The 26,677-nt window shown below is 71.3% G+C and carries 24 protein-coding genes and 1 rRNA gene; 9 read left to right on the top strand and 16 right to left on the bottom strand.

Going from position 1 to position 26,677, the window contains the following annotated elements; translation table 11 throughout:
- The first annotated feature begins 44 nt into the window (after nucleotides 1-44).
- A complete protein-coding gene (locus ACLBWP_RS04685; RefSeq protein WP_447654270.1) occupies nucleotides 45-869 on the top strand; it encodes a hypothetical protein in 825 nt (274 codons plus the stop codon).
- A gap of 79 nt (nucleotides 870-948) precedes the next feature.
- On the top strand, nucleotides 949-1,470 hold the full coding sequence (locus ACLBWP_RS04680) for a ribonuclease H family protein (protein WP_447654269.1): 522 nt from the start codon (nucleotides 949-951) through the stop codon (nucleotides 1,468-1,470).
- Nucleotides 1,471-1,503: 33 nt separating this feature from the next.
- On the opposite strand, the gene ACLBWP_RS04675 is transcribed toward ACLBWP_RS04680, so the two are convergent.
- On the bottom strand, nucleotides 1,504-4,068 hold the full coding sequence (locus ACLBWP_RS04675; protein WP_447654268.1) for a DEAD/DEAH box helicase: 2,565 nt from the start codon (nucleotides 4,066-4,068) through the stop codon (nucleotides 1,504-1,506).
- 106 nt (nucleotides 4,069-4,174) lie between these two features.
- Between ACLBWP_RS04675 and ACLBWP_RS04670 the strand changes: the two genes are divergently transcribed.
- The gene (locus ACLBWP_RS04670; protein ID WP_447654267.1) at nucleotides 4,175-5,203 is read left to right on the top strand and encodes an LLM class flavin-dependent oxidoreductase; all 1,029 of its coding nucleotides are present in this window, start codon (nucleotides 4,175-4,177) and stop codon (nucleotides 5,201-5,203) included.
- A gap of 529 nt (nucleotides 5,204-5,732) precedes the next feature.
- On the opposite strand, the gene ACLBWP_RS04665 is transcribed toward ACLBWP_RS04670, so the two are convergent.
- Entirely contained in the window at nucleotides 5,733-8,219 is a 2,487-nt protein-coding gene (locus ACLBWP_RS04665; RefSeq protein WP_447654266.1) for a beta-glucosidase, read from the bottom strand.
- A 144-nt stretch (nucleotides 8,220-8,363) separates the two neighbouring features.
- On the opposite strand from ACLBWP_RS04665, the gene ACLBWP_RS04660 reads away from it, so the two are divergent.
- Nucleotides 8,364-8,954 carry a TetR/AcrR family transcriptional regulator gene (locus tag ACLBWP_RS04660; protein ID WP_447654265.1) on the top strand — a complete coding sequence of 197 codons (591 nt, stop codon included), beginning with the start codon at nucleotides 8,364-8,366 and terminating at the stop codon, nucleotides 8,952-8,954.
- Between the two features lie 206 nt (nucleotides 8,955-9,160).
- Nucleotides 9,161-10,024 carry an NAD-dependent epimerase/dehydratase family protein gene (locus tag ACLBWP_RS04655; RefSeq protein WP_243561124.1) on the top strand — a complete coding sequence of 288 codons (864 nt, stop codon included), beginning with the start codon at nucleotides 9,161-9,163 and terminating at the stop codon, nucleotides 10,022-10,024.
- A gap of 28 nt (nucleotides 10,025-10,052) precedes the next feature.
- Here ACLBWP_RS04655 and ACLBWP_RS04650 read toward each other — a convergent pair whose 3' ends face one another.
- Entirely contained in the window at nucleotides 10,053-11,618 is a 1,566-nt protein-coding gene (locus ACLBWP_RS04650) for a DUF7059 domain-containing protein (RefSeq protein WP_447654264.1), read from the bottom strand.
- A complete protein-coding gene (locus ACLBWP_RS04645; RefSeq protein WP_243561126.1) occupies nucleotides 11,615-11,980 on the bottom strand; it encodes an ArsR/SmtB family transcription factor in 366 nt (121 codons plus the stop codon). Before ACLBWP_RS04645 ends, ACLBWP_RS04650 begins: the two co-directional genes overlap by 4 nt.
- 125 nt (nucleotides 11,981-12,105) lie before the next feature.
- Here ACLBWP_RS04645 and ACLBWP_RS04640 point away from each other — a divergent pair, with 125 nt between their 5' ends.
- The gene (locus ACLBWP_RS04640) at nucleotides 12,106-13,353 is read left to right on the top strand and encodes an MFS transporter (protein WP_447654263.1); all 1,248 of its coding nucleotides are present in this window, start codon (nucleotides 12,106-12,108) and stop codon (nucleotides 13,351-13,353) included.
- A gap of 233 nt (nucleotides 13,354-13,586) precedes the next feature.
- Here the strand turns inward: ACLBWP_RS04640 and ACLBWP_RS04635 are convergent, their stop codons facing one another.
- Together ACLBWP_RS04635 and ACLBWP_RS04630 are read right to left on the bottom strand one after the other, a co-directional pair.
- Complete coding sequence (locus ACLBWP_RS04635; protein WP_243561128.1) at nucleotides 13,587-14,009, bottom strand: TIGR02611 family protein; 423 nt, start codon at nucleotides 14,007-14,009, stop codon at nucleotides 13,587-13,589.
- 145 nt (nucleotides 14,010-14,154) lie between these two features.
- Nucleotides 14,155-14,487 (bottom strand): TraR/DksA family transcriptional regulator, encoded by a 333-nt coding sequence (locus ACLBWP_RS04630; protein ID WP_447654262.1) that lies wholly within the window; start codon nucleotides 14,485-14,487, stop codon nucleotides 14,155-14,157.
- 49 nt (nucleotides 14,488-14,536) lie between these two features.
- Here ACLBWP_RS04630 and ACLBWP_RS04625 point away from each other — a divergent pair, with 49 nt between their 5' ends.
- Nucleotides 14,537-15,574 carry an LLM class flavin-dependent oxidoreductase gene (locus ACLBWP_RS04625; RefSeq protein WP_447654261.1) on the top strand — a complete coding sequence of 346 codons (1,038 nt, stop codon included), beginning with the start codon at nucleotides 14,537-14,539 and terminating at the stop codon, nucleotides 15,572-15,574.
- A 104-nt stretch (nucleotides 15,575-15,678) separates the two neighbouring features.
- Nucleotides 15,679-16,128: a DUF2510 domain-containing protein gene (locus ACLBWP_RS04620; RefSeq protein ID WP_447654260.1), complete on the top strand. Its 450-nt coding sequence runs from the start codon at nucleotides 15,679-15,681 to the stop codon at nucleotides 16,126-16,128.
- Nucleotides 16,129-16,282: 154 nt separating this feature from the next.
- Here the strand turns inward: ACLBWP_RS04620 and ACLBWP_RS04615 are convergent, their stop codons facing one another.
- The 9 genes from ACLBWP_RS04615 to ACLBWP_RS04575 all read right to left on the bottom strand — a co-directional run bounded on the left by ACLBWP_RS04615 (nucleotide 16,283) and on the right by ACLBWP_RS04575 (nucleotide 25,202).
- Nucleotides 16,283-17,275 (bottom strand): site-specific tyrosine recombinase XerD, encoded by a 993-nt coding sequence (locus ACLBWP_RS04615; protein ID WP_447654834.1) that lies wholly within the window; start codon nucleotides 17,273-17,275, stop codon nucleotides 16,283-16,285.
- 12 nt (nucleotides 17,276-17,287) lie between these two features.
- Entirely contained in the window at nucleotides 17,288-17,854 is a 567-nt protein-coding gene (locus tag ACLBWP_RS04610) for an NUDIX domain-containing protein (RefSeq protein WP_447654259.1), read from the bottom strand.
- Nucleotides 17,855-17,955: 101 nt separating this feature from the next.
- Nucleotides 17,956-19,623, bottom strand: coding sequence for a CTP synthase (locus ACLBWP_RS04605; RefSeq protein WP_447654258.1), 1,668 nt, complete (start codon nucleotides 19,621-19,623; stop codon nucleotides 17,956-17,958).
- 202 nt (nucleotides 19,624-19,825) lie between these two features.
- Entirely contained in the window at nucleotides 19,826-21,520 is a 1,695-nt protein-coding gene (gene recN, locus ACLBWP_RS04600) for a DNA repair protein RecN (RefSeq protein WP_447654257.1), read from the bottom strand.
- Nucleotides 21,517-22,449 (bottom strand): NAD kinase, encoded by a 933-nt coding sequence (locus tag ACLBWP_RS04595; protein ID WP_447654256.1) that lies wholly within the window; start codon nucleotides 22,447-22,449, stop codon nucleotides 21,517-21,519. The genes recN and ACLBWP_RS04595 overlap by 4 nt, the downstream gene beginning before the upstream one ends.
- A complete protein-coding gene (locus ACLBWP_RS04590) occupies nucleotides 22,446-23,264 on the bottom strand; it encodes a TlyA family RNA methyltransferase (protein ID WP_447654255.1) in 819 nt (272 codons plus the stop codon). The genes ACLBWP_RS04595 and ACLBWP_RS04590 overlap by 4 nt, the downstream gene beginning before the upstream one ends.
- Nucleotides 23,265-23,301: 37 nt before the next feature.
- Nucleotides 23,302-23,466 (bottom strand): hypothetical protein, encoded by a 165-nt coding sequence (locus tag ACLBWP_RS04585; protein WP_447654254.1) that lies wholly within the window; start codon nucleotides 23,464-23,466, stop codon nucleotides 23,302-23,304.
- A gap of 10 nt (nucleotides 23,467-23,476) precedes the next feature.
- Nucleotides 23,477-24,451, bottom strand: a complete 975-nt coding sequence (locus ACLBWP_RS04580) for an HAD-IIA family hydrolase (RefSeq protein WP_447654833.1) — start codon at nucleotides 24,449-24,451, stop codon at nucleotides 23,477-23,479.
- A 31-nt stretch (nucleotides 24,452-24,482) separates the two neighbouring features.
- On the bottom strand, nucleotides 24,483-25,202 hold the full coding sequence (locus ACLBWP_RS04575) for a hypothetical protein (RefSeq protein ID WP_447654253.1): 720 nt from the start codon (nucleotides 25,200-25,202) through the stop codon (nucleotides 24,483-24,485).
- Between the two features lie 123 nt (nucleotides 25,203-25,325).
- On the opposite strand from ACLBWP_RS04575, the gene ACLBWP_RS04570 reads away from it, so the two are divergent.
- Nucleotides 25,326-26,144 (top strand): hypothetical protein, encoded by an 819-nt coding sequence (locus tag ACLBWP_RS04570; protein WP_447654252.1) that lies wholly within the window; start codon nucleotides 25,326-25,328, stop codon nucleotides 26,142-26,144.
- 441 nt (nucleotides 26,145-26,585) lie between these two features.
- On the opposite strand, the gene rrf is transcribed toward ACLBWP_RS04570, so the two are convergent.
- Nucleotides 26,586-26,677: ribosomal RNA gene (gene rrf, locus ACLBWP_RS04565) — 5S ribosomal RNA — on the bottom strand; the annotation flags it as partial.

The raw sequence follows: 26,677 nt of genomic DNA, 5'->3' as shown, positions 1-26,677 counted from the left end.
CTGACGCACGCTCAGTACGCTCGACTCCAGATCGAGGGGGAAGCATGGACCGACGACCGTTCCTGGTCGCAGCCGCGGGCAGTGTCGCCCTGGTGGTGGCGCTGACCGGATGCAGTCTCCTGCGCGGCGGCGATGACCCGATCCCGAAACCGAGCCGCGCTGCAGGCACGAGCGCACCTGCGCCCACGGCGGACCCGACGGTGCAGGCCGTGTCGCTCGATCCGCCGACGATGCCTGCGGGCTCGGTGCTCACCGAGACCGACGTCACCTCGCCGAGCGGCCGCACCGCGATCCACGTGCGCGTGGTGGTCGCCGAGAACGGCACGTTCCGCACCGAGCTGTCCGGGTACCGCTCGACCGAGGCGCAGGCGATGACGCTCGAGTTCCGCCGCTCGGTGCCGAAGCCGTCGGACGGGTACGGCACGCCGTTCGGGCAGGTGCAGTGGGCCGCAGACGCACAACCGCCGGCGTCGTCCCCGCTCGACGACGTCGGAGCACGCCCGGACTTCCTGCAGAGCGTCGTGCTCGTGCCGACGGTCACGACCGACGCGAACGGGGACGTCGACGCTCCCGAGTGGGCCGGGCACGTCCTGGCGGTCGCACCGCTGACCTGGCACGTCCCGACCCCCTACCCGCACCTGACCGTGACGATGGGTGCAGCGCGTCCCGGGGCCTACGGCGTCGTGAACGTCACGGGCAGCCGCGGGGCCGACTACCTCGTCGCCCACGGGGACGACCAGATCACGGTCGCGAAGCGCTTCGGCATCACGGTGCCCGAGCTCCGCTGGATGAACCCGGACATGCAGGTCGCCCGGAACGGGTGGCTCACCGAGTACGACCACCTCAACCTGGACCCGTCGGCGCGCTGAACACGAGACCCGGGAGGCCCGGGTCACCTCCGGCGGTCCGCTACCGTGGTCGGGCACTCGCCCACCTCAGGAGGTCCCCGTGACGATCGTCGCAGCAGCAGACGGCTCAGCCCTCGGCAACCCCGGCCCGGCCGGCTGGGCCTGGTACGTCGACGACGACCGGTGGGCCGCCGGCGGATGGCCCAGGGGCACGAACAACCAGGGCGAACTGACCGCCGTCCTGCAGCTCCTGCACGCCACCGAGCACACCGGCGAGCCCCTGCACATCCTGTGCGACAGCCAGTACGCCATCAAGGCCTGCACCGAGTGGCTGGCGGGCTGGAAGCGCAAGGGCTGGCGCAAGGCCGACGGCAAGCCCGTGCTGAACGTCGAGATCATCAAGGAGCTCGACCAGGCCCTGCAGGGCCGCAAGGTCACCTTCGAGTGGGTGCGCGGCCACATGGGGCACGAGATGAACGAAGCCGCCGACGTCCGCGCACGCGGTGCCGCCACGGCGTACCAGAACCGCACCGACGTCCCGACAGGCCCGGGCTGGCCGGGCGTCGAGGTCGCCGAGCCCGCGCCCCTGGCCGAGCCGACCCCGCCCGCCACCCTGTTCTAGCCCAGGGCGCCGGCCACCGCGCCGCCGAGCCGTTCAGTCGACGTCGACCTCGGCCCACCCGTCGAAGCGCCCGATCTCGGTGACCGTCACGACGGCCTCGCCGGCATCGTCGGACGCATCCAGGTCGATGGTCGCCGAGAACCCGAAGTCCTTGTCGCCCGCTGGGTCGGCGAAGATCTGCCGCGCACGCCACGTGCGGCCCTGCTCGGACAGCACCAGGTACTGCATCGACCGCGCCTCGGCGTCGATCCCGATCGTGTCGTGCTCGTCGTAGTACTCCTCGAGCACGGCGTCCCACTCGTCCTGGCCGAACCCCGCCGCGCCGTCGAGCGTGGCGAGCGTCTCGACGTCGTCGCGCGCGGCGAGCAGCACCCGCTGGAACAGCGCGTTGCGCACGAGCACCCGGAACGCCCGCACGTTGCCGGTGAGCCGGGCGGGCTGCGGAGGCGCGATCTCCTCGTGCTCCGAGGCAGCGAGCGCCACGTCCCCGTTGACCAGGGCCTCCCACTCGTCGACCAGTGACGAGTCGACCTGGCGCACGAGTTCCCCGAGCCACTCGATCAGGTCGTCGAGCTCGGGGGTGCGCTGCTCCTCGGTGATCGTCTGCCGCATGGTGCGGTACGCGTCGGACAGGTAGCGCAGTACGAGCCCCTCGGAGCGGGTGAGCTGGTAGAACCGCACGAAGTCGCCGAACGTCATCGCCCGCTCGTACATGTCGCGGACGACGGCCTTGGGTGACAGCGTGAAGTCGAGCACCCAGGGCTGTTCGGCGGCGTAGCTCTCGTACGCGGCCTCCAGCAGTTCGGCGAGCGGGCGCGGCCAGGTGACCTCGTCGAGCAGCTCCATGCGCTCCTCGTACTCGATGCCCTCCTGCTTCATCCGGGCGACCGCTTCGCCGCGTTCCTTGAACTGCTGCTGCGACAGGATCGCGCGCGGATCGTCCAGGGTCGCCTCGACGATGGACACCATGTCGAGCGCGTAGGTCGGCGACTCCGGGTCGAGCAGTTCGAAGGCGGCGAGCGCGAACGGTGACAGCGGCTGGTTGAGCGCGAAGTTCTGCTGCAGGTCGACGGCCAGCCGGTACGTGGCGGGGTCGCCGGGGATGCGTTCGATGACCTGCGCGTTGACCAGGGTCCGCGCGATGGTGAGCGCGCGACGGGCCAACGCGAGCTGGCGTGCGCGTGGCTCGTGGTTCTCGAACACCAGCTGGCGCACCGAGTCGAACGCCGATCCCCCGCGGGCGATCACGGAGAGCACCATCGCGTGCGTGATCCGCATGCGCGAGACCATCGGTTCGGGTTCGGCGCCGATGAGCCGCTCGAACGACGCCTGTCCCCACGACACGAACCCGTCGGGCGCCTTCTTCCGCTTGATCTTGTTCTTCTTCTTCGGGTCGTCGCCGGCCTTGGCGACGGCCCGGGCGTTCTCGATGTCGTGCTCGGGCGCCTCGGCGACGACGTCGCCCTCGGTGTCGTAGCCCGCGCGTCCGGCTCGACCGGCGATCTGGTGGAACTCGCGCGCCGACAGCTGCCGCATCTTGGTGCCGTCGAACTTGGTCAGCCCGGTCAGCAGCACCGAGCGGATCGGGACGTTGATGCCGACGCCCAGCGTGTCGGTGCCGCAGATGACCGGCAGCAGCCCACGTTGGGCGAGCTGTTCGACGAGCCGTCGGTACTTCGGCAGCATGCCTGCGTGGTGCACGCCGATGCCGGCACGGATCAGCCGCGACAGGGTCTGCCCGAAGCCGGCGCTGAAGCGGAAGCCGGCGATGGCCTCGGCGATCGCGTCCCGGCGTTCGCGGCTGGCGACCTTGGCGGACATGAGTGCCTGCGCGCGCTCGAGCGCCGCCGCCTGGGCGAAGTGCACGATGTAGATCGGCGCCTTGCCCTCGTCCAGCAGCCGCTCGACGGTCTCCTGCACGGGCGTCGTCACGTACTCGTACTCCAGCGGCACGGGGCGCGAGACCCCGGTGACGCGCGCCGTGGGTCGGCCGGTCCGTCGCGACAGGTCGTCCGCGATGGTCGTCACGTCGCCCAGGGTGGCGGACATCAGCAGGAACTGCGCACGCTCGAGCACCAGGAGCGGCACCTGCCATGCCCAGCCGCGGTCCGGGTCGCCGTAGAAGTGGAACTCGTCCATGACGACCACGTCGACGTCGGCGTCGGGGCCTTCGCGCAGCGCGAGATTGGCCAGGATCTCGGCCGTGCAGCAGACGATCGGGGCGTCGGCGTTGACGCTCGAGTCGCCGGTCACCATGCCGACGTTCTGCGCGCCGAACAGCTCGACGAGCTGGAAGAACTTCTCGGACACCAGCGCCTTGATCGGCGCGGTGTACCAGCTGCGCTTGCCCTCGGCGATCGCCGCGAAGTGCGCGCCCGCGGCCACCAGGGACTTGCCGGTGCCCGTCGGGGTGCTCAGCACGACGTTGGCGCCGGACACCAGCTCGATCACGGCTTCGTCCTGTGCCGGGTACAGCGGTCGCCCGCTGGCCTCGGCCCAGTCGGCGAACGCCTGGTAGACGGCGTCCGGGTCGACGACACCGCCGGGCGCCGCCGGCAGGGCGGCGACGAGTGGTGGCTGGGTGGTGACGTCGGTCATGCGACCATCCTCCCAGCCGGACGGGAGGCGCGTGGCGGGCGCACACCGAGCCTCCAGTCCGGTGGATGCGGACGCATCTTTCCATGCGAGCGCATAGACTCGGCCCGTGCGTGAACTCGGCTTCCTGTCCTTCGTCCCGAACCACGGCGGCCCTGCGGGCGCTGCCGCCGCGCTGGAGGACGGCCTGCGGCTGTTCGAGACCGCCGAACGGCTGGGCTACGGCACCGGCTGGGTGCGCGGGCGGCACTTCGAGCCGTTCCTGACCAGCCCCATGACCTTCTTCGCGGCCGCGGCGCAGCGCACCAGCACGATCGGCTTCGGCACGGCCGTGCTCGGCATGCGGTACGAGGACCCGGTGCGCCTGGCCGAGGACGCCAGCACCGTCGACCTGCTGAGCGGCGGGCGCGTGCAGCTCGGCATCAGCACGGGCATCGCGGGGTACGGGCCCATCCTCGATCCGGTGTTCGGCAGCGTCGAGCGGAGCTTCCGCGACGAGGCCGAGGCCCGCGCGGCCCGCCTGCTCGAGGTACTGGACGGCGACGCCCTCGGCACCGCGGGCAAGGGCTACGAGAGCATCCCCGCCGACGCCGACCTGACCCTGCAGCCACTCAGCCCCGAGCTGCGCGGTCGGGTCTGGTGGGGCGGGGGCAGCATGGGCACCGCGGTCCGCACGGCTGAGAAGGGCCTGCGCCTGCACTGCTCGACCCTGAACACCGAGGACACCGGTGAGCCCTTCACGGTGGCCCAGGCCACCCAGATCGACGCCTACCGGTCGCGGTTCGCCGAACTGCAGGCGGCGGGCGAGCACGTCGGTCGCACGCCGAAGGTCGCCGTGGGACGCATCGTCGTGCCGCTGCTCGACGACCACGACCGCCAGGTGCACGAGGAGTTCCTGACCAGCTACGCCGCGGGCATGGACGACGAGGGACGCCCCCTGTCCGGCACCCCGCCGTTCCGCTTCAGCACGGTCGTGTCGGGCGAGCCGGCCGCGATCGTCGACGCCCTGCGCGCGGACCCGGCCGTCACCGCGACCGACGAGCTCGTCATCACCCTGCCGGCGAACGGCGACGCGGCGTCGCACGAACGGATCCTGACGGTCATCGCCGAGCAGATCGCGCCGCACCTGCAGGGCTGAGCCGACGACCGGGCCCCTGTCGGACCGGACCGGATGCCCCACATCGGACGGTGCGGTGCATCCGGCGGAGGCCGCTTCGGGGTGGTGAAGGCCGGGGCCTCACGCCGGATGACCATCTCGTCCCTGATCCGCACGAGATGGTCTGACCATCGTTCCACTGATCATGTCGTTTGTCACAGCACGGCGAACCGGCTCCCAGCTAATCGTGATGGTTCGTCATTTCACACTCCGGGCGGTCGTGACAGATCGCCGGTCGCGCTCGGGGGCCACCACGGGACGCGTACCGCAAACGGTCTGCCGCAGGACCAAGAAAGCGATGCGCCCCCGCACGGAGGCGGGGGCGCATCTGACGCACCAGGATCACCGGGGCTCCATCGGCCGGATCAGGAGGCCATGTCGCACGCTCGGCGATCCTGTGTCGGTGCGGGCGCCGACGGTAACCAGCCGACTGACGCCAGGTGCATGTTACTGAATGGAACTCGCTGTTGCGCGGAAACCGGATCGATTGCCAGCTGTTCGACCAGGATGCTCAGGCCAGTGCGACCTCGACCGTGCCCGACTCGGCGGCGACCGACGTGCCGACGTGCAGCGTGAACACCCCGGGCTCACAGGCCCATGCCCCGTCCCAGTGGGCGAACGCCCGGGCCGGCACGGTGACGGTCACCTCGGTCGACTCCCCCGCGCCGAGTCGGACGGGCGCGAACCCGACCAGCCAGCGCACGGGGCGGTCGACGGACGACGTCGCCCGCGATGCGTAGACCTGCACGACCTGCTTGCCGGCACGGTCGCCGGTGTTGGTCACGGTCGCCGTCACGGTCGCGTCGCTGCCCGGCGACACCGTCGGCGTCGCGGCGATCCCGTCGATGGTCCACGTCGTGTAGCCCAGGCCGTGTCCGAACGGGTACGCGGGTGCGACCCCGGCGCGCAGCCAGGCCCGGTACCCGATGTGCACGCCCTCGTCGTAGCGCACGGCACCGTCGACCGGGGTGACGTCGAGCACCGGCACGTCGGCCATGGCGACCGGCCACGTGGTGGGCAGACGACCGCCGGGCTCGCGCGCGCCGGTCAGCACGTCGGCCAGGGCGTTGCCGTACTCCTGCCCGCCGAACCAGGTCAGCAGGACCGCGGCGACGTCGTCGCGCCAGGGCATCTCGACCGGGGACCCGGCGTTGACCACCACGACGGTGTTGGGGTTCGCGGCGACGACGGCTGCGACCAGCGCGTCCTGGTGTCCGGGCAGCGCCAGCGAGGACCGGTCGTAGCCCTCCGACTCCACCTTCGAGTTCGTGCCGACCACGACCACGGCGACGTCAGCGGCCCGCGCGGCGGCCACGGCCGCGTCGATCAGGACGCGCGGGTCGTCGTCCGACGGCTCGGTGCCGAACTGGTAGGCCAGCACCCCGCCGAGCGTCTCGTCCTGCACCACGTCGTACTCGATGCGGACCGCCAGCTGCTGACCCTGGGTCACCTCGACGGGCACCGAGCGTGCGGGCGGGTTCAGGAAGGCGGCACCGAGCTGGTCACCCTCGTACGGCACGTCCTCGTCGAGCACGAGCGCGTCGTCGATCCACATCCGCGAGCGGCCGGCGGCGCCGACGCCGATCCGGACGGTGCCGGTGGACTGCGCGGTGTACGTGGTCGTGATGTCGATCCGGTCGGCCTCGCGCGTCGGGGCGTCGCCGCCGAACCAGAACAGCGCGGTCGCCTGCCGGTCCTCGACGTACAGCTCCTGGCCGTCGCGGACGAAGGCCACGCGGGCTCCGGGCTGCCCGGTCCCCGGGTTGGTGATCGTCGACAGCGGGAACTCGGCGATCCCCTGCTGCACGACGGCCCCGAGCGCGTACTCGACCTGGGCCGAGGGGAACGCCGCGCGGATACCGTCGAGCGGCGACACGACCGACGACGGCACGACGGTCGCCGAGCCACCGCCCTGCGTGCGCGCCTGGTCGGCGTTGTGGCCGATCACGGCGATGCGCGTCGGGGCTGCCTCGCCAGTGTCGGGGAGCGGCAGGATCCCGGTGTTCCGGACCAGCACGGTGCCCTCGGCCTCGGCCTCGCGCACGAAGGCGATGCCGTCCTCGACGTGCACGGGCTGCGCCGCGACGGGCTCGAAGCCCTCGAGCGCGCCGACCCGCGCCGCGAGCGTCAGGATGCGGTGCACCTTGCGGTCGATCGCGGCCTCGGGCACTGCGCCGGAGCGCACCGCGTCGAGCAGCGGACCCTCGCTCCACCACGGGTTCGGCCCGGGCATCGCGACGTCCTGCGACGCCGTCGCCGCCTCCACGGAACGCACCCCCGTCCAGTCCGACACGACGATGCCGTCGAAGCCCCACTCCGAGTTCAGGGGCGTCTCGAGCAGGTCGTTCTCGGACGCGGTCACGCCGTTGATGCCGTTGTACGAGGACATGATCGCCCACGCGTGCGCCTCGGTGACGGCCTTCTCGAACGCCAGCAGGTAGAGCTCGCGGAGCGCCCGGTCGGACACCTCGGTGCTGGCGGTGAAGCGGTCGGTCTCGTAGTCGTTCGCGATGTAGTGCTTCGGCGTCGCGGCGACGCCGTTCTCCTGCACGCCTGCCACGTACGACGCGGCCAGGTCGCCCGTCAGCACGGGGTCCTCACTGAAGGCCTCGAAGTGGCGGCCACCGAGCGGCGATCGGTGCAGGTTGATGGTCGGTCCGAGCACGACGTCCACACCCTTGCGGCGGGCCTCGACGGCTGCGGCGGCGCCGTAACGCTTCGCGATCGCACGGTCCCAGCTGGCCGACAGCGCGGTCGCGGACGGCAGGTTGAGCGACGGGTCGCGCTCGTCCCAGACCTCGCCACGCACACCCGAGGGACCGTCCGACATGAGCATCGGCCGCAACCCGATCTCGTCGATCGGCCAGGTGGTCCAGAAGTCGCGGCCGGTCAGCAGCTGCACCTTCTGTTCGGCGCTCAGGCGTCCGACGAGCGCGTCGATGCGCTCGGCCAGGGGCCCCGAGTCGGAGGCGGTGGTCACGTTGTCGACGGTCGTCACGATGTCGGTCCTCTCGTTCCAGCTGATGGGTCGCGTCGGGACCCGAGCTGGAGGGGACCGTCGACGGCGACGCTGGCGACGCTACCACCAAAACCATGCAGTGGTTGGTTTTTACAGCGCACGCCGGGGCGGTACAGTCCTGCCATGACACGACGGGGTTCGTACGCCAAGGGCATCGCCAAGCGCGAGGAGATCCTCACCGTGGCGCTCGAACTCGTCGCTCAGCAGGGCTTCCGTCGCACCAGCATCAAGGACGTCTCCGACGCGGTCGGCCTGACCCAGGCGGGCCTGCTGCACTACTTCGACTCCAAGGACGAGCTCTGGGTCGAGATCCTGCGACGCCGCGACGAGATCGACAACGCGACGGACTGGCACGCGAACGACCCGAGCGAGCTGCTGTCGGCGATCGTGCGCCACAACGCCGAGGTCCCCGGCCTGGTGCAGATGTTCGTCAACCTGTCGGCAGCGGCGGCCACCGACACGGAGCACCCGGCGCACGAGTACTTCCGCGAGCGGTACGAGAAGTCCCGCCGCTCGATGGCGGCCGACTTCCGCGCGATGCAGCAGGACGGCCGCCTGCGCGCCGACGTCGACCCCGAGGCACTGACCAGCGTGCTGCTCGCCGTGTCGGACGGCATGCAGATCCAGTGGCTGTTCGACCCGTCGCGCGACATGGCCGCACACGTCGAGCTCGTCACCCGCCTGGCCGTCGCGCAGGTCGCCGCCGCGTCCTAGGTCCGCCGGCCCGTCGGTCCGTCGGCCCGTCGGTCCGTCGGCCCGTCGGCCCGTCCGTCCGTCCGTTCGTCAGCCGGGAGGCCCGGTGCGGCCCCGGCGAGCCAGGTACCGCCAGGGCCTGGCCGCGTCCAGGGCCCGCACGGCAGGATGGGACAGGCCAACAGGCACGGGCCGTGTGCCCAGTTCGTGAGAAGAGCGGAGGCGCGATGACGCGCGTAGTGGTGACCGGCGGCAGCGGCAAGCTCGGACGCGCAGTGGTGCGCGACCTCGACGAGCACGGGTACGACGTGGTCCTGCTCGACCGCGTGCCCTCTCCTGACAAGCCCGAGCGCGTGCAGTTCGTGCGCATCGACCTGACCGACTACGGGCAGGTGCTCAACGCGCTGCTCGGGATCGACGACCGGTACGACTCCGTCGACGCCGTCGTCCACCTTGCGGCGGTGCCCGCTCCGGGCCAGGTGCCCGACGTTGCGCTCATCACGAACAACGTGACCGCGTCGATCAACGTGTTCCACGCCGCGCGCGCCGCGAAGATCACGAACGTGGTCTGGGCGTCGAGCGAGACCCTGCTCGGGATCCCGATGGGCGAGCACCACCCGCCCTACCTGCCCGTCGACGAGGAGTTCCCGGTCCGCCCGCAGTCCTCGTACTCGCTCGGCAAGGCCGTCGAAGAGGAGATGGCGCGGCACTTCACGCGCTGGGACCCGACGCTGAAGATGATCGGGCTGCGGTTCTCGAACGTGATGGACGAGTCCGACTACCCGTCGTACCCGTGGGACGCCACCCCCGAGGCCAAGACGTTCAACCTGTGGTCGTACATCGACAGCCGCGACGGTGCCCAGGCCGTGCGCAAGGCCCTCGAGAGCGAGCTCACCGGGTTCGAGGCGTTCGTGATCGCCAGCCCCGACACCGTGATGGACACCCCCACGATCGAGCTCGTCGAGCGCTTCGTGCCGGACATCGAGCGCCGCAGCGACATCGACGGCGTCAGCTCGCTGCTGTCGAGCGACAAGGCCCGCGAACTGCTCGGCTACGACCCGCAGCACTCCTGGCGCGACCACCGCTCCTGACCCGCACGACGCGGCTGCTCGTCTCCGGTCAGGCCGATGCGCCTGGGTCCGGGACGAGCAGCCCGTCGAGCACCAGGTCGCGGGCCGCGGGAAGCAGGTCCGCTGCCAACACCTGCTCGTCGACCCCGGTGATCTGCGCGAGCGCCCCGACGATCGCGGCCACGGACAGGTCACCGTCGCAGGCGCCCACGAACGCAGCGAGCGCCGTGTCCGCGTCGACGCGACGACCGAACCCGCCGCCCTGCACCAGGGTCATCACCGTGGGGTCGTCGTTGCCCGGCCAGTAGTACCGTTCCTCGGTCACGTCGCCGGCGACCCGCAGGTGCGCGGCAGCGAGCGCGGCGTCGTCGTGCGCGGCGAGCCAGGCGGCCGCGTCCAGGACCCGGGCGACCGTCGCGCCGAGGCCGGCGGGGTTGGAGCCGAGCGTCTCGGGGACGCGCTCGAAGCGGCGGAGCTGCACCGGGCCTCCCGTCGGTGCCTTCCGGACCATGACGTAGCCGAAGCCGACCCCGGTGACCCGGCGCTCGACGAAGTCGTCGAGCCAGGCGCCGACCAGGCGGTCGAACTCCGGCGAGCCGGGCTTCGTGCCGCCGTCGCGGATCCACGTCTCGGCGTAGGCGTTCGGGTCCTGACGCTCGCGCTCGATCACCCAGGCGTCCAGGTCGGTGTCCGCGAACCATGCTCGGACCCGGTCGAGCCCGTCGACGCCCCAGTGGTACTCCCAGTTGCCGAGCAGCTGCGCGGTGCCGCCCGGGGTCAGGTGGTCGGCCAGGCCGGTCAGCACGGTCTCGACCAAGGCGTCGCCGACCATGCCGCCGTCGCGGTACTCGTACGACGGCACACCCTCGGTGCGGGGCGTGATGACGAACGGCGGGTTCGAGACGATCCGGTCGAACCGCTCGCCGGCCACCGGCTCGAACAGCGAGCCGAGACGGAACTCGATGCCGTCGATGCCGTTCAGTTGCGCGTTGAACCGGGCGATGTCGAGCGCACGACGCGAGATGTCCGTCGCGACGACCTCGTCCGCGAAGCGCCGCGCGTGCATGGCCTGGATGCCGCAGCCGGTGCCCAGGTCGAGCACCCGGTGCACGGGCACGGGGAGCTGCAGACCGCTCAGCGTGGTGGTGGCGCCGCCGATGCCGAGCACGTGCTCCTCGTCGAGCGCTGCGCCGAGGGCCAGCTCCCCCAGGTCGGACACGATCCACCAGCTGCCGGCGCCGGCATCGTCGACGAACGCGTACGGACGCAGGTCGACGGCGGGGTGCACCTGGTCGTCGTTCGCCCGCACGATCCCGATGCGCGCGAGTTCCTCGACTCCGGTCTCCGGGAACGCCTGGTCCGCGTCAGCGCGTGCGACGGGGAGCCCCAGGACGAAGAGCGTCGCGAGGGTCCCGAGCGCCGAGGGCCCGCGGGCGGCGAGCCCACGTCGGGCAGCCACCCGGTTGCCGCGGTGCAGGGCGGCGGCAGCGTCCGCGCCCCACAGCGCGTCGACACCCTCGACGGTGAAGCCCGTGGCCGTCAGGTCGGCGGCGAGCGCCGTGGTGACCGTCGGGTCGGCGACCACGTCGGGCAGTACGTGTGCGCGAGCGGTCATGCGGTCAGGTCCTCGCGCATCAGCGCGGCGGGGACCTGCCACGCGAACACCAGGTCGAGCAGGCCGGGGAACCGCTGTTCGAGGTCGTCGACGCGCACACGGCTGATCCGGGTCAGGCCCTCGAGGTGTTGCTCGAGCAGCCCGGCCTCGCGCAGCACGCGGAAGTGGTGCGTCAGGGTGGACTTCGGCCGGTCGATGCCGACCCAGCCGCACGAGCGCGCTCCCCCCGCGGCGTCGACCAGGTAGCGGTGCAGGATCGCCAGCCGGATCGGGTCGGACAGTGCGTCCATGACGACGGGCAGGTCCATCTCGGCCACCGACGGCTGGGGCAGCCGTTCCGGAGCGTCCACACGATCGGGCATGCCTCGGACGCTACCACCGTTCACCTCGCTGTACGACTTGCGTCGTACAGGCCGGATGCGGTACCAATGCGGTACTGGATCCGTACGACTCCCGTCGTACACGGCCACTCACGGAAGGTGCGCTCATGCAGTCAGCCCGCTCGGTCGCCGGGTTCTGGATCATCGCGGCGATGCTCTTCGTGGCACTCGCATCGTCGGCCGTGCCGTCGCCGATCTACCCCGTGTACGCCGCCGAGTGGCACCTCACACCGCTCATGCTCACCGGGGTCTTCGCCATCTACGTCGCCGGACTGCTGGCCAGCCTGCTCATCGCGGGCCGACTGTCGGACCACGTCGGCCGAAAGCCCGTGCTCGTCGTCGGCGGTCTCGCGCTGACGGTCTCGCTCGGCCTGTTCGCCGGCGCGGACGGCCTCGGCGCGCTCATCCTCGACCGCATCCTGCAGGGTGTCGCGGTGGGGCTGCTCATCGGTGCCCTCGGTGCTGCACTCATCGACAACTCCCTGGTCAAGCACCCGACCCTGGCCGGCGTGCTGAACGGTGCTGTGCCGCCGATCGCCCTGGCCATCGGCGCCATGTCGAGCGGCGCCCTGGTGGAGTGGGGCCCGGCGCCCGAGCAGTTCGTCTACGTGCTGTTCGGCAGCCTGCTGTTCCTCATGGTGCTCGCGCTGTTCATCGTCCCCGAACAGGTCCAGCGCCGCCCGGGAGCCCTGCGCTCCCTCCGCCCGACCATCTCCGTGCCGCGGTCGTCCCGCGCACTGTTCCGCGGCGTCGCCGGAGCCCTCATCGCCAGCTGGGCCCTCGGTGGGCTGTTCCTGTCGCTGGTGCCCTCGGCGCTCGGCCAGGTGTTCGGCATCGAGAACCACTTCGCGGCCGGTGCGCTCATCGCCGTCGTCACGGGCATCGGTGCACTGACCGGCCTCGCGATCCAGCGGGTCGACGCTCGGATCGGCGTGCTCATCGGGCTGGTCGCACTCATCCTCGGACCGATCGTCACCGTGGCCTTCGTCGTCGCGCACTCGCTGCCCGGGCTCGTCGTGGGCAGCGCGATCGCGGGGGTCGGCTTCGGCGCCGGGTTCCAGGCGCCGTTGCGGCTGCTGCTCGCGACGGCCGCGCCGATGCACCGTGCGGGGCTGCTGTCGACCATCTACGTCGTCAGCTACCTGGCCTTCGGCGTGCCGGCGGTCATCGCGGGGCTGCTCGAGCCGGCCGTGGGTCTGGTGCCGGTGCTGGCCGGGTACGGGGCGTTCATCGTGCTGGCGGCGGCGGTCGCCCTCGTGCTGCAGCTCGTGTCGCGCGCCGCTGCCACCGTCGAGGAGCAGGCGTGCGAGGTCCTCGAGCGCACCGCCACCGGGTCGATCCGCACGGCCGAGTAGCGCCCGCAGCACGGTGCGAGGTTCGCGGCCCGTGCGAGGTTCGCGGCCCGTGCGAGGTTCGCGGCCCGTGCGAGGTTCGCGGCCCGTGCGAGGTTGGTCGCCCTGTGCCGGGCAACAACCTCGCACCGAGCCACTAACCCGCCACCCGCCGTCGACCTTGCACGGTGCTCGACGCGCCACACCCCGCCAACGCAGCACGGTGCGCGGCCGGACGTCGCCCAGCCGCAGCGCCGCTAGTGCGTCGGCCGCGGCGGCCGCCGCATGCTGCGGTTCGCCTCGGCGTGTGCGGAGTCGACGTCCGCCTTGCCCCGGTCGGCCGCGCGACGCAGCCACTGCGGCCCGTGCGACTTCGCCCAGTCCCAGAAGCGGTGCAGCTGCGCTCGCAGCCACGTGATGATCCGGTGGAAGAAGTGGAACTCGCTCGCCAGGATCGTCAGGCCGATGAACACGACCAGCCAGCCGGGTCCGGGCAGCGGCACCAGGATCAGGCCGATGATGACGACGAGCCCGCCGACGATGCCGATGAGCACCTTCCAGAACAGGTGCACGTGCGGCCGGGCGTGGATCCACGTGCGCATGTCGTGGAACCACTGGAACCGGTGGCGCGGCGTGCCGTCCACTGCGCTCGCAGTGCGGTCCTCCGGGTCGCCGTCCATGCTGGAACGCTAGGGCGCGCGGCTGGGAATCCGCGGCGCAGCAGGTGCCGATCGGCCGGGTACGCGGCCTGCGGTCAGCACGTTCCGGACGGGAGGCCCGTCATGCGTGCACCAGGCGAGTCTCGGCACCTGGATGGCAGGCCCGTCACGCGTGCGCGACACACGTCGCGGCCCACGGGACGGCGGCGAGTCGGGCCTCCGGGATCGGTTCGCCACCCACGGCGCACGTCCCGTAGGTGCCGGCGTCGAGCCGCGCGAGCGCGGCGTCGACCTGCTCGATGCGGTGGCGCGCATCGTCACGCACCGCGCCGAGCGAGCCGCGCTCCCACGCGAGCGTCGCCCCCTCGGGGTCGTGCTCGTCGTCGGTGTTCGCCCCGTCGCGGGCGTCGCTGACATCGCGCATGCTCCGCTCGACGTCGGTCAGCAGTCGCTCGGACCGGCTGCGTTCGGCGTCCAGGGCTGCGCGGGGATCGTCCATGGCGCCGACCGTAGTCCCGTGGAATGGACGCGCTGCCGGATGCGTTCGCATGGACATGACCAAGATCGGGTTCCTGTCGTTCGGACACTGGCGTGACGTGCCGGGGTCCCGTGTGCGCAGCGGGCGCGAGGCGCTGCTGCAGGGCATCGACCTCGCCGTCGCCGCGGAAGAGGCCGGGGTGGACGGCGCGTACTTCCGCGTGCACCACTTCGCGCCGCAGCAGGCCGCACCCTTCCCGCTGCTGTCCGCGATCGCCGCGAAGACCAGCCGCATCGAGATCGGCACCGGCGTCATCGACATGCGGTACGAGAACCCGCTGTACATGGCGGAAGAGGCAGCCGCGACCGACTTGATCTCGGGTGGCCGACTGCAGCTCGGCGTGAGCCGGGGGTCACCCGAGACCGCCCAGGCCGGCTACCAGTCCTTCGGGTACGTGCCCGAGGCCTCCGACCCGGCGGGCGCCGACCTGGCCCGTGCCCACACGAACGTCTTCCGACGCGCGATCGCCGGCGAACCCATGGCGACCGCGAACCCGCAGATGACCGGCGCCGAGGGGTCGTTGCCGATCCTGCCGCAGTCGGACACCCTGTCCGAGCGCATCTGGTGGGGTGCCGGCACCCGTGCCACCGCGGAGTGGACGGCCGAGCAGGGCATGAACCTGATGTCGTCGACCCTGCTGACCGAGGACACCGGCGTGCCGTTCGACCAGCTGCAGGCGGAACAGATCGAGCGCTTCCGTCGTGTCTGGGCCGAGTCCGAGTGGGACCGCACACCGCGGGTCAGCGTCAGCCGCAGCATCATCCCGATCACCGACGACGAGTCTCGCCACTACTTCGGGGTCCGGGCGCAGATCGAGGGCTCCGACCAGGTCGGGTACCTCGACGGTGGACTGGCGCGCTTCGGCCGTTCGTACATCGGCGAGCCCGAAGACCTGGTCGCCGAGCTCGCTGCGGACGCCGCCGTCCGCGCTGCCGACACCGTGCTCGTCACCGTGCCGAACCAGCTCGGCGTCGACTTCAACGCCCGTCTGCTGGCTGCGGTCAAGGACGTGTTCACCGAGGTCGACGCGGCACCCGTCCCCGCCTGACCCGCACGTCCCCCTTCCTGCCGACACCCGGGTTGGGACTGGGGGCGGTGCGACACTGCCCGTAGCGTCGAGGAGCGCCATTCCCTCGTGCTCAGGAGGTCTCCGTGACACTGCCGGCCGCTGGCTGGTTCCCGGACCCCCGGGACGCCGCCCGACTGCGTTGGTGGGACGGTCGCGCCTGGGGTGAGGGCACCCGCCCCCTGCCGAGCCGTCACCCGGCCGCCGTGCGACCCGTGGTGGTCGCGCCGACCGGCCCCTCGTTCTCGGTGATGACCCCGCCGACCGAGCGCCAGACCTGGGCGTACGGGGCATCGACCTCGCGCAGGCTCTGCGCCTTCACGGTGTCGGCGGCGCTGCTGGCCATCGCGTCCCTGGTGCTCGACTTGTGGGGCGCGTTCAGCGTGCTGGCGATCCTCGCCGGAGTGGTCGGCGTGGTCCGCCCGGGTGCCACCGGTCGGTGGCGTGTCCTGGCGCGGAGTGTCGCCGCGTCCGCGATCGTGGTCGCCCTCGGCACGGGCCTGGCCGCCCTGAGCGCCGTCACGTCCCTGTTCTGACGCGCCGGCCCCGCCGGTGACCCGCCGGCCCCGCCGGTGTGTTCGCACAACGGGAGTCACCCGGCGCCACGGGATCCCGTTGTGCGGTGTGACTTGTGTTGTGCGAACGCGATCGGAACAACCGCCCGGACGGCCCAGGCGCAACCGCCCGCCCCTACCCCCGCGCCCGCGGGTGCGCCGTCTGGTAGACGTCCCGCAGCATGTCTGCCGTGACCATCGTGTAGATCTGCGTCGTCGCGACGCTCGCGTGCCCGAGCAGCTCCTGCACGACCCGCACGTCCGCCCCACCCTCGAGCAGGTGCGTCGCGAACGAGTGCCGGAACGTGTGCGGCGACACGTGGTCGGCAAGTCCCGCGCGGGCAGCTGCGGTCTGGATGACGAGCCACGCACTCTGCCGCGACAACCGCGAGCCCCGCGCCCCCAGGAACAACGCTGGCGTCGACGTCCCCCGCACGGCGAACACCGGCCGGGCCCGCACCAGGTAGGCGTCCACCGCAGCGCGCGCGTAGCTGCCGAGCGGCACGATGCGCTGCTTGTTCCCCTTGCCCGTGACCCGCACGACCGACACGTCGGTGTCCAGGTCGGCGGCCTCGTCGTCCACGGACAGCGTCGTCACGTCGTCCACGGACAGCCCCACTGCCTCGGAGATGCGTGCCCCCGTGGCGTAGAGCAGCTCGAGCAGCGCACGGTCCCGCAGCGCCACGGGATCATCCCCGTCGGTGCCCTGCAGCAGCCGCTCCATGTCGTGCACCGAGATCGCCTTGGGCAATCGCATCGGGGCCTTCGGCGGTCGGACGGAGGCGCCCGGGTCGAGTGGCAGCCAGCCCTCGCCCGCGGCGAACGTGGCGAAGGACCGCACCGAGCTGAGCATCCGCGCGACCGACCGAGGCGCCAGCGGACCCTCCGGTCGGGTCGCCAGGTGCGTCACGAAGCCTGCCAGGTCGGCGCGTGCCAGCCGTCCGACATCGGTCACGACGGCCGCACCCCCGGCACGGTCGGCCCCGTCCGACTCGACGACCGGCTGCGCCCCCACCCAGTCGGCGAACGTCGCCAGGTCACGGCGGTAGGCCGCCAGGGTGTGCTGCGACAACCCTCGCTCGATGGCGACGTGCCGCAGGTAGGTCTCCGTGGCACGGTCGAGCGGGATCACCCCAGCAGGCTAGCCGCGTTCGATCGCGTCGACCGCGAGCGCCGCCACGATGAGCGCCGAGTTCTGTAGCCGACCGTCGAGCGCGCCGGCGACGACCTCGGAACGCGGCACCCACCGAGCCACGATGTCGGCTTCTTCGTCCTCACGCTCGAACGCCGTCGCGGCGGCGCGGACGTCCCGCGCGCGGTAGATCTGGATGAACTCGTTGCTGCCGCCCGACGAGGTGTTGTACCGCACCAACGGCTCCCACGTGTCGGCCTCGATGTCGGCCTCTTCGGCCAGCTCGCGCTTGGCAGCCTCCAGGTGGTCCTCGCCCGCGTGGTCGAGCAGCCCGGCCGGCAGCTCCCAGTCACGCATGCGCACCGGGTGCCGGTACTGCTGGATGACGAGCACGCGGCCGTCGGCGTCCTCGGCCCAGACCGCGACGGCACCGGTGTGGTCGATGTACTCGCGGACCATGCCGTCGCCGTAGGCCACGTCGTCGCGGCGCACGTTCCACACCGCACCCTGGTGGACCACGTCCGACCGGGTCACGTCGAAGGAGGTGGGCTCGTCATGGATCGGTGCGTCGGTCACACCCCCATCCAACCAGCGCGCGCGGTGGGCGCGGCCACAGACGGACTGGAGGCCCGGTGCCAGCTGGCACCGGGCCTCCTGTCCGAACGTGGGGACGTCGACTACGCGACCTCCACCGACTCCGTCTCCGGGTCGAACAGGCGGGAGGCCTCGTTGCGGGTGATCGCGGCCTCGACCAGTCCGGCGAACAGCGGGTGCGCGTGGTTCGGCCGCGAGCGCAGCTCGGGGTGCGCCTGCGTGCCGATGTAGAACGGGTGCTCCGCACGGTCCAGCTCGACGTACTCCACCAGCGAGCCGTCGGGCGAGGTGCCCGAGAACACCATGCCGGCGTCCGCGATCTGCTGGCGGTACGTGTTGTTGACCTCGTAGCGGTGACGGTGCCGCTCGGACGCCTCGGACGCGCCGTACAGGTCGGCCGCCAGCGAACCGTCGGTGAAGACCGCCGGGTACAGGCCCAGCCGCATCGTGCCGCCCAGGTCACCGCCGGCGATGATGTCGACCTGCTCGGCCATGGTCGCGACGACGGGGGTCGGGGTCTCCGGGTCGAACTCGGAGCTCGACGCGTCGACCAGACCGGCCTCGTGGCGGGCGTACTCGATGACCATGCACTGCAGTCCCAGGCACAGGCCGAGCGTGGGGATGTGGTTCTCGCGCGCGAACTTCAGCGCGCCGAGCTTGCCCTCGATGCCGCGCACGCCGAACCCGCCCGGGATGCAGATGCCGTCGACGTCGCCGAGCTGCTTGGCGGCGCCCTCGGGCGTGGTGCAGTCGTCCGACACGACCCACTTCAGCGTGACCTTCGCGTTGTGGGCGAAGCCACCCGCGCGGAGCGCCTCGGTGACAGACAGGTACGCGTCCGGCAGGTCGATGTACTTGCCGACCAGCGCGATCGTGACGTCCTTCTTGGGCTCGTGCACGGCCTGCAGCACCGGGTTCCACGAGGTCCAGTCGACCGGACCGGCGTCCAGGTGCAGCGCGTCGACGATGACCTGGTCGAGGCCCTGCGTGTTCAGCAGCGTCGGCAGGTCGTAGATCGAGGGGACGTCGACGGCGTTCACCACGGCGCCCTCGTCGACGTCGCACATCAGCGCGATCTTCTTCTTGTTCGAGTCGGACACCGGCCGGTCGCTGCGGAGCACGAGCGCATCGGGCTGGATGCCGATCGAGCGCAGCTGCGCCACGGAGTGCTGCGTCGGCTTGGTCTTCTGCTCACCCGAGGCGTTCATGAACGGCACGAGCGACACGTGCACGAAGAACACGTTGTTGCGGCCGAGCTCGTGGCGCACCTGGCGTGCCGACTCGATGAAGGGCTGCGACTCGATGTCGCCGACCGTGCCGCCGACCTCGGTGATGATGACGTCGGGCTGCGGGTCGTTGTCGGCCTGCTCGCGCATCCGCCGCTTGATCTCGTCGGTGATGTGCGGGATGACCTGCACGGTGTCGCCGAGGTACTCGCCGCGGCGCTCCTTGGCGATGACCGTCGAGTAGACCTGCCCGGTCGTGACGTTCGCCGCCTGCGACAGGTTGATGTCGAGGAACCGCTCGTAGTGCCCGATGTCCAGGTCCGTCTCGGCACCGTCGTCGGTCACGAAGACCTCGCCGTGCTGGAACGGGTTCATGGTGCCCGGGTCCACGTTGAGGTACGGGTCGAGCTTCTGCATGACGACCTTGAGGCCGCGTGCCGTCAAGAGGTTGCCGAGGCTGGCCGCCGTCAGGCCCTTGCCGAGAGACGAGACGACCCCGCCGGTCACGAAGATCTGCTTCGTCACCTTCGAGGTCGTGTGTTGCGTGTTTGCCTGGGTACCGCTGGAAGTGTCCGCCACGGGATTCCATCGTACGTCAGAACTGCCAGGAGGCGCGACCCGCGTTCGCCGCGCGCGTGTCCGCCCTGCTCTGGCCGGACCGGTGGTCCGTGGCCGGGCTCGACTGATCCCTCGCGCTTCGTGCTCGGCGCCTGGCGTGCTGCGGCGCTCAGGCGGTCTGCGCTGCCACGGCGAGCAGCTCGCGGGCGTGCTCCATGCCGCTGGCGCTGTCGCCGAGGCCGGAGAGCAGCCGCGCCATCTCCTGCAGCCGGTCGTCGCCCTCCAGCCGTCGCACGCTCGACGAGGTGACCGCGCCGCTGGCGTCCTTGACGACGTTGAGGTGGTTCGTGGCGAACGCCGCGACCTGGGCCAGGTGCGTGACGACGATGACCTGCGTGCGCTCGGCGAGCTTCGCCAGGCGTCGGCCGATCTCGATCGCCGCGGCGCCACCGACGCCGGCATCGACCTCGTCGAACACGAACGTGGGCACAGTCGTGCTGCCGGCCATGACCACCTCGATCGCCAGCATGACGCGTGACAGCTCGCCGCCGGAGGCGCCCTTGCTGATCGGCCTCGGGTCGGTGCCCGAGTGCGGCTGCAGCAGGATCGCGACCTGGTCGCGGCCGTGGCGGCGGTACTCACCGGCGTCGGTGACCTCGACCACGAGCGTCGCACCGGCCATCGCCAGGGTCCGCAGCTCGGCGGTCACGCGCTTCGCCAGGTCGTTCGCGGCCGTCGTCCGCGCCGCCGTCAGGGTTGCACCGGCTGCTTCGAGGGTCGATTCGTCCTGCTCGACGGCCTGCTGCAGCGCGACGATCCGGTCGTCGTCACCGTCGAGTTCGAGCAGTCGGTCGCTGGCACGCTGCCCGAAGGCGATGACGTCGTCGACGGTCTCGCCGTACTTGCGGCTCAGAGCCGACAGCACCGCCCGGCGCTCGTTGATGAGCTCGAGGTCGTGGCCGGCTTCCGGTTCGAGCGACCCGAGGTAGCTCGACAGACTGGCCGAGGCCTCACTGGCCTGGATGCCGAGCTCGGTCAGTTGCTCGAGCACGGGCTGCAGTGCGGCGTCGGCGCTCGTCACCCGCTCGATCGCGCGACGGGCCGCCTCGACCAGCCCGATGACGTCGGTCGCTCCGTCGAGGGACTCGGACGAGATCGCCTCGTGAGCCAGGCCCGCGGACAGCCGGAGCTCTTCGAGGTTGCCGAGGCGTTCGGCGCGTTCGGCCAGCTCGTCGTCCTCACCGGGCTGGGGTGCGGCAGCCTCGATCTCGTCGGAGGCCTCGCGCAACCGAGCCGCCTCGGCCAGGCGTTCGTCGCGATCACGCGTCAGGGTCTCGAGGTCGGCCGTGTGCTCCTGCCAGGCGTCGAAGGCGCGGACGTACGCCGCCAACGCCTTGTCGACGGCTGCCCCGCCGAAGCCGTCGAGTGCGGCACGTTGCGCCGTCGACGAGGTCAGCCGGATCTGGTCGGACTGCCCGTGCACGGTGACCAGCTGGTCGGCCAGTTCGCCGAGCACCGCGACCGGGGCGCTGCGACCGCCGACCGTGGCGCGGCTGCGGCCTTCGGCGGAGACGGTCCGGGTGAGGATGAGCTCGCCGTCCTCGACCGCTCCCCCGGCGTCCTCGACCCGTTCGGCGACCGCGGCGTGGTCCGGCACGTCCCAGCGGCCCTCGACGACGGCGCTCGACGCACCACGACGCACGGAGCCCGCATCGGCCCGGGCACCGAGCAGCAGCCCGAGTGCGGTGACGATCATCGTCTTGCCGGCACCGGTCTCACCGGTGACGACCGTGAACCCGGGACCGAGCTCGAGCGTGGCGTCACCGATCACCCCGAGGTCCGCGATGCGGATCTCCTCGATCACCGGTCGACTCCGTGCTCGTCGTCCTGGTGGGGTCCGCGCCACCCGGCGACGGGCAGCCGGAACTTCGCGACCAGCCGGTCGGTGAACGGGGCGTCCTTCAGCCGCGCCACACGGACGGGTTCGGGCGACCGCCGGACCTCGACGCGCGCACCCGGGGGCAGGTCGTGCGTGCGACGACCATCGCACCACAGCACGCCGACGCCGCTCGTCCGGCGCAGGACCTCGACGGCCAGCACACGGTCGGGGCCGACGACGATCGGCCGCGAGAACAACGCGTGGGCGCTCAGCGGCACCATGAGGATGGCGTCGACGTCCGGCCACACGATCGGGCCGCCGCCGGAGAACGAGTACGCCGTCGACCCCGTCGGAGTGGCGACGACGACACCGTCGCACCCGAAGGACGACAGCGGACGACCGTCCACCTCGGTGACGACCTCGAGCATGCGCTCGCGCGAGGCCTTCTCGATCGTCGCCTCGTTCAGGGCCCACGACGAGTAGACCTTCTCGTTGCCGACCACGACGTCGACCTGCAGGGCGACGCGCTCTTCGACGTTGTACTCGCCGGCCAGGGCACGCTGGACGGTCTCGGCCAGGCCGTCCCGCTCGCTCTCGGCCAGGAACCCGACGTGGCCCAGGTTGACGCCGATCAGCGGGGCGCGCGTCCCGCGGACGAGTTCTGCTGCGCGCAGGATCGTACCGTCGCCGCCGAGCACGATGACGATCTCGAGGTCGTCGGGCTGCACGTCGACGCCGAGGATGTCGACCTTGCCGACCGACGCTTCGGCGCGGCGGATGTCGGCGTACTCGTCGAAGGGCATCACCGGGGTCAGGTCGGCCGCGTTCAGCAGGTCGCAGACCTCGACCGCGGCGTCGATGGAGTCGCACCGGCCCGTGTGCGAGACGAGCAGGATGTGCCGTTCGTCGCTCATGGAGCCCCTTCCGCCAGTTCGGTCGCCCGAGTGATCCATTCTGTCGGATTGGACCCTGCGCCCCGCTGGAGACGCGCGAGGTACTCGTGGTTGCCGTGGGTCCCGAGGATCGGCGAGGCGATCAGGCCCGACGTCCCGAAGCCGAGGTCCCATGCGGCCCACAGCACGTTCATGAGTGCGTCGTTCCGCAGGTCGACGTCGTGCACGATGCCCTCGCGCACACCGTTCCGGCCGACCTCGAACTGCGGTTTCACGAGCAGCACGTACTCGTCCGCCGGCACGGCACGGGCCAGTGCGGGCAGGACGATGCGCAGGCTGATGAACGACAGGTCCCCGACCACCAGCGTGGTGTCCGCCGCGGCCGGGTCGAACGCCAGGTAGTCCTCGGCGGTCAGGTTCCGAGCGTTGACGCCCTCGACCACGACGACCCGGTCGTCCAGCGCGACGACGGGGTCGAGCTGGCCGTGACCGACGTCGAGCGCGACGACCCGCCGGGCACCTCGGGCGAGCAGCACCTGCGTGAACCCACCGGTGCTGGCGCCGACGTCGAGCGCGACGCGGCCCGTCGGGTCCACCCCGAAGGCGTCGAGGGCACCGACGAGCTTGAGCGCTGCCCGCGAGACCCAGTCGTCCCCGGCATCGACCTGGATCACGGTGTCGGGCAGCACCGGGGTCGAGGCCTTGACCACCGGCACGCCGTCGATGCTGACGCGGCCGTTCGCGACGAGCTTGGCTGCAGCGGTTCGGGACTTGGCGAGTCCCCGCGCAGCCACGGCCGCGTCCAGCCGCACGGGCCGGACATCGGAGCGCTGCATGTCCGCCCCGGGCCCGTCGGCTCGGGGGAGGTGGGTGTCAGGCACTCGCGGTGCCGCCGTTCTCGAGCCGCGTGCGCAGCTCGTCGTGCAGCCCGGCGAAGACGTCCGCACGGGCCGGCAACGGCAGGTCCTCGGCCCGACGAGCGCGCGCTGCGACGTCGCCGTCGTTGTCGATCGGCTGCGGTCCGGGGGTGTCTGACACGTCCGACACGCTACTCGCCGCCGTGGAGCGCAGGGTCGACGTCGAGCCCGTAGATCGCCAAGCCGGAGTCCCAGATCGCTGCGGCACCAGCGCGCAGCAGGTCCATCAGGTCGTCGCCGCGCTGCTCGACACGGACGACGTTCCGCTGCATCCGGACCGTCGACTCGCCGACGCTGACGTACCGCGTGCCGTCCGCAGATCCGTGCCGGTGCGTCACCGGGTAGGGCTCGGACAGACCTCGCAGGTCCTGCAGCACGTACGTCGGCCGCGAACGCACATCGGCCGCGAGCACCTGCTTCGCCTGGTCGATGCCGGTCAGCACGAGGACACTCGGGATCCCGACGTCGTTCGCGCCCTTGATGTCGGTGTCCAGGCGGTCGCCGATGAACAGCGGCCGCTCCCCGCCGAAGCGAGCCAGGGCCGCGTCGAAGATCGGTCGCTCGGGCTTGCCGGCCACGACCGGCATGCGTCCGACGGCCTGGTGCACGGCGGACACGAGGGTGCCGTTGCCGGGCGCGATGCCGCGTTCGACCGGGATCGACCAGTCCATGTTCGTCGCGACCCACGGGATGTCGGGATCGGCCAGGGCGAACGAGGCCTCGGCCAGCTGCTGCCACCCGAGGTCCGGCGAGAACCCCTGGATGACCGCAGCGGGCGCGTCCTCGGCACTCGCCGTGACCGTGAAGCCCGCCTGTTCGACGATGCTGGTCAGGCCGATGCCGCCGATCACCAGGACCGTCGACCCGGCGGGCACCAGGGTCTCGAGCAGCCGGACGCCGGCCTGCGAACTCGTGACGACGTCGTCCGCCGTGACGTCGAGGCCGTAGCGCTGCAGGTGCTCAGCGACGTCGGACGGACGACGCGAGGCGTTGTTCGTGATGTAGCCGACCCGTGCCGTCAGCGAGGCGCGCGTCAGCGACTCGACGGCGTGCGGGATGGCGTTGCGGCCGCGGTAGACGACGCCGTCCAGGTCGGTGAGGACCAGGTCGACGCCGTCCGTCGGTGGACGCGGGGTGTCAGCCGGCTGCGGAGCCGTCGACGTCGCGGGGGTTGTCCTCGTCGATCTCGCCGAGGTCGTCGTCGGGCTCGTCGGGCTCGGGCTCGCCGAGGGGCGCGAGCTGGTCGGGCTCCCCTGGCTCGTCGACGTCGGCGAGCTCGTGCTCGTCGGACTCGTGTCCTTCGACTTCTTCCTCGACCACATCCACTGTCTCCCAAGAGTCTTCGTCAGCAGCTTCGGCGAGGGCTTCGGTCGCGCGGTCCACACGCGCCCACCACTCGTCGGCTTCGTCCTGGCGACCGAGCTCCTCGAGCGTGGCCGCGTAAGCACTGTAGAGCGCCGGCGACCAGCTGTAGGCCGTCGACGGGTCGAGCTGTGGAATCTCCAGCTCGCCCAGTGCGGCTGTGGGATTCCCGAGGTCGATCCGGGCTCCGGACATCGCGATGGACAACTCGACCTGCACCGCCGGCTCGAGCGCGGCGCGGTCCACGGAACGACCGAGCTCGAGCGCGCGCTCGGGGCGTCCCAGGCCGCGTTCGCAGTCGACCATCATCGGCAGCTGGTCGTTGCGGCCCGAGATGCGACGGTAGGTCCGGAGCTCGCGGAGCGCCGTGGTGAAGTCCCCGAGCCGGTAGGCGGTGATCGCTGCGGTCTCGCGGACGACTGCCACACGACCGGCGCGACGTGCGGCGCTCAGCGCGTGCTGGTTGGCGAGCTCCGGGTCCTCGTCCACGTACATGGCGGCCGTGAGCAGGTGCCGTGCGACCCAGTCCGCGTTGTCCTTGCTGAGCGTCTTGAGCTCGGCCCGGGCTTGCGGGTGGAGGTCACGCGCCGAGATCTCGTCGGGGATCTCCGGGTCCTCGTGACGCGGGCGGATCGACCGGGTGCCGTACGGGTCGCGGTCCTCGAAGTCGTCGCGGGCAGCCTCGCCGAAGCGGGCACCGGGGCCGCGGCTGCCGTCGCCGAAACGCTTGCGGTCGTCGCTGCCCCCACGGGTGCTGAACTGGCCCCGTTCGGGCCGGTCGGAACCTCCGCGGAAGGGTCGGTCACCATCGCGACGAGGACGGTCCGAGTTGTACGCGGGACGGTCACCGTCACGACGCGGACGGTCGGAGTTGTACGACGGACGATCACCATCACGACGCGGACGGTCCGAGTTGTAGGACGGACGATCACCATCACGACGCGGACGGTCCGAGTTGTACGACGGACGATCACCATCACGACGCGGACGGTCCGAGTTGTACGACGGACGATCCCCATCACGACGAGGCCGGTCCGAGTTGTACGACGGACGATCACCATCACGACGCGGACGGTCCGAGTTGTACGACGGACGGTCACCATCCCGACGCGGACGGTCCGAGTTGTACGACGGACGGTCACCATCACGACGCGGACGGTCCGAGTTGTACGACGGACGATCACCATCACGACGCGGACGGTCCGAGTTGTACGACGGACGATCCCCATCACGACGAGGCCGGTCCGAGTTGTACGACGGACGATCACCATCACGACGCGGCCGGTCCGAGTTGTACGACGGACGATCCCCATCACGACGAGGCCGGTCAGAATTGTAGGACGGACGATCACCGCGTGGCCCACTCGAACGGTCGGACCGCTGCCCACCGTCGCGGAAACCACGCCCCGGAGCGCTGTCGCGGCTCGGTCGATCTGATCGGAACGGACGGTCACCGTCGCGCTGCGGACGGTCGGAACGCGCACCTTCACGCCGCTCGAACTCGCGCGGGCCAGAGGACCAACCGCCTCGGCCACCACCGTTCGAACCACCGTCACGGCCTACGGGACGATCGCTGTCACGGCGCGGAGGCCGCTCTCCGCGGTCGTCGTTGCGGTCGTTCCGCCGCTCGTCGTCGTTCGCCACCGTTGCTCCTCATCGCGTGCCGGAGCGCAAGCCCCGGTGATCGTCCGCTGTGTCGTTGTGTGTGTCCGCGCCGTCCCTGGCTCGTCGTCCCAGTCCATCACGGACTTGCGCTGACGTCGAGCGTCGAAGTCCGACGCGCAAAACAGAAATGGCCACCGGCCCCGATCGAGAACGAAGGAATCCCTTCGTGTTCTCGATGGAGGGCCGATGGCCACATCTTCCTACCTACGTTGAGTCCGGCGGCGTCCTACTCTCCCACAAGGTCCCCCTTGCAGTACCATCGGCGCTGAGAGGCTTAGCTTCCGGGTTCGGAATGTGACCGGGCG

It is taken from the genome of Microbacterium sp. M1A1_1b, from assembly GCF_053345565.1.
This window is presented reverse-complemented; position numbering and strand designations above follow the sequence as displayed.

Excerpts from the sequence above, each read along its gene's own strand:
- ACLBWP_RS04685 (WP_447654270.1), top strand. The coding sequence starts at position 45 with ATGGACCGACGACCGTTCCTGGTCGCAGCCGCGGGCAGTGTCGCCCTG.
- ACLBWP_RS04675 (WP_447654268.1), bottom strand. The coding sequence starts at position 4,068 with ATGACCGACGTCACCACCCAGCCACCACTCGTCGCCGCCCTGCCGGCG.
- ACLBWP_RS04660 (WP_447654265.1), top strand. The coding sequence starts at position 8,364 with ATGACACGACGGGGTTCGTACGCCAAGGGCATCGCCAAGCGCGAGGAG.
- ACLBWP_RS04655 (WP_243561124.1), top strand. The coding sequence starts at position 9,161 with ATGACGCGCGTAGTGGTGACCGGCGGCAGCGGCAAGCTCGGACGCGCA.
- ACLBWP_RS04650 (WP_447654264.1), bottom strand. The coding sequence starts at position 11,618 with ATGACCGCTCGCGCACACGTACTGCCCGACGTGGTCGCCGACCCGACG.
- ACLBWP_RS04645 (WP_243561126.1), bottom strand. The coding sequence starts at position 11,980 with ATGCCCGATCGTGTGGACGCTCCGGAACGGCTGCCCCAGCCGTCGGTG.
- ACLBWP_RS04640 (WP_447654263.1), top strand. The coding sequence starts at position 12,106 with ATGCAGTCAGCCCGCTCGGTCGCCGGGTTCTGGATCATCGCGGCGATG.
- ACLBWP_RS04635 (WP_243561128.1), bottom strand. The coding sequence starts at position 14,009 with ATGGACGGCGACCCGGAGGACCGCACTGCGAGCGCAGTGGACGGCACG.
- ACLBWP_RS04630 (WP_447654262.1), bottom strand. The coding sequence starts at position 14,487 with ATGGACGATCCCCGCGCAGCCCTGGACGCCGAACGCAGCCGGTCCGAG.
- ACLBWP_RS04625 (WP_447654261.1), top strand. The coding sequence starts at position 14,537 with ATGGACATGACCAAGATCGGGTTCCTGTCGTTCGGACACTGGCGTGAC.
- ACLBWP_RS04595 (WP_447654256.1), bottom strand. The coding sequence starts at position 22,449 with ATGAGCGACGAACGGCACATCCTGCTCGTCTCGCACACGGGCCGGTGC.
- ACLBWP_RS04590 (WP_447654255.1), bottom strand. The coding sequence starts at position 23,264 with ATGCAGCGCTCCGATGTCCGGCCCGTGCGGCTGGACGCGGCCGTGGCT.
- ACLBWP_RS04575 (WP_447654253.1), bottom strand. The coding sequence starts at position 25,202 with ATGTACGTGGACGAGGACCCGGAGCTCGCCAACCAGCACGCGCTGAGC.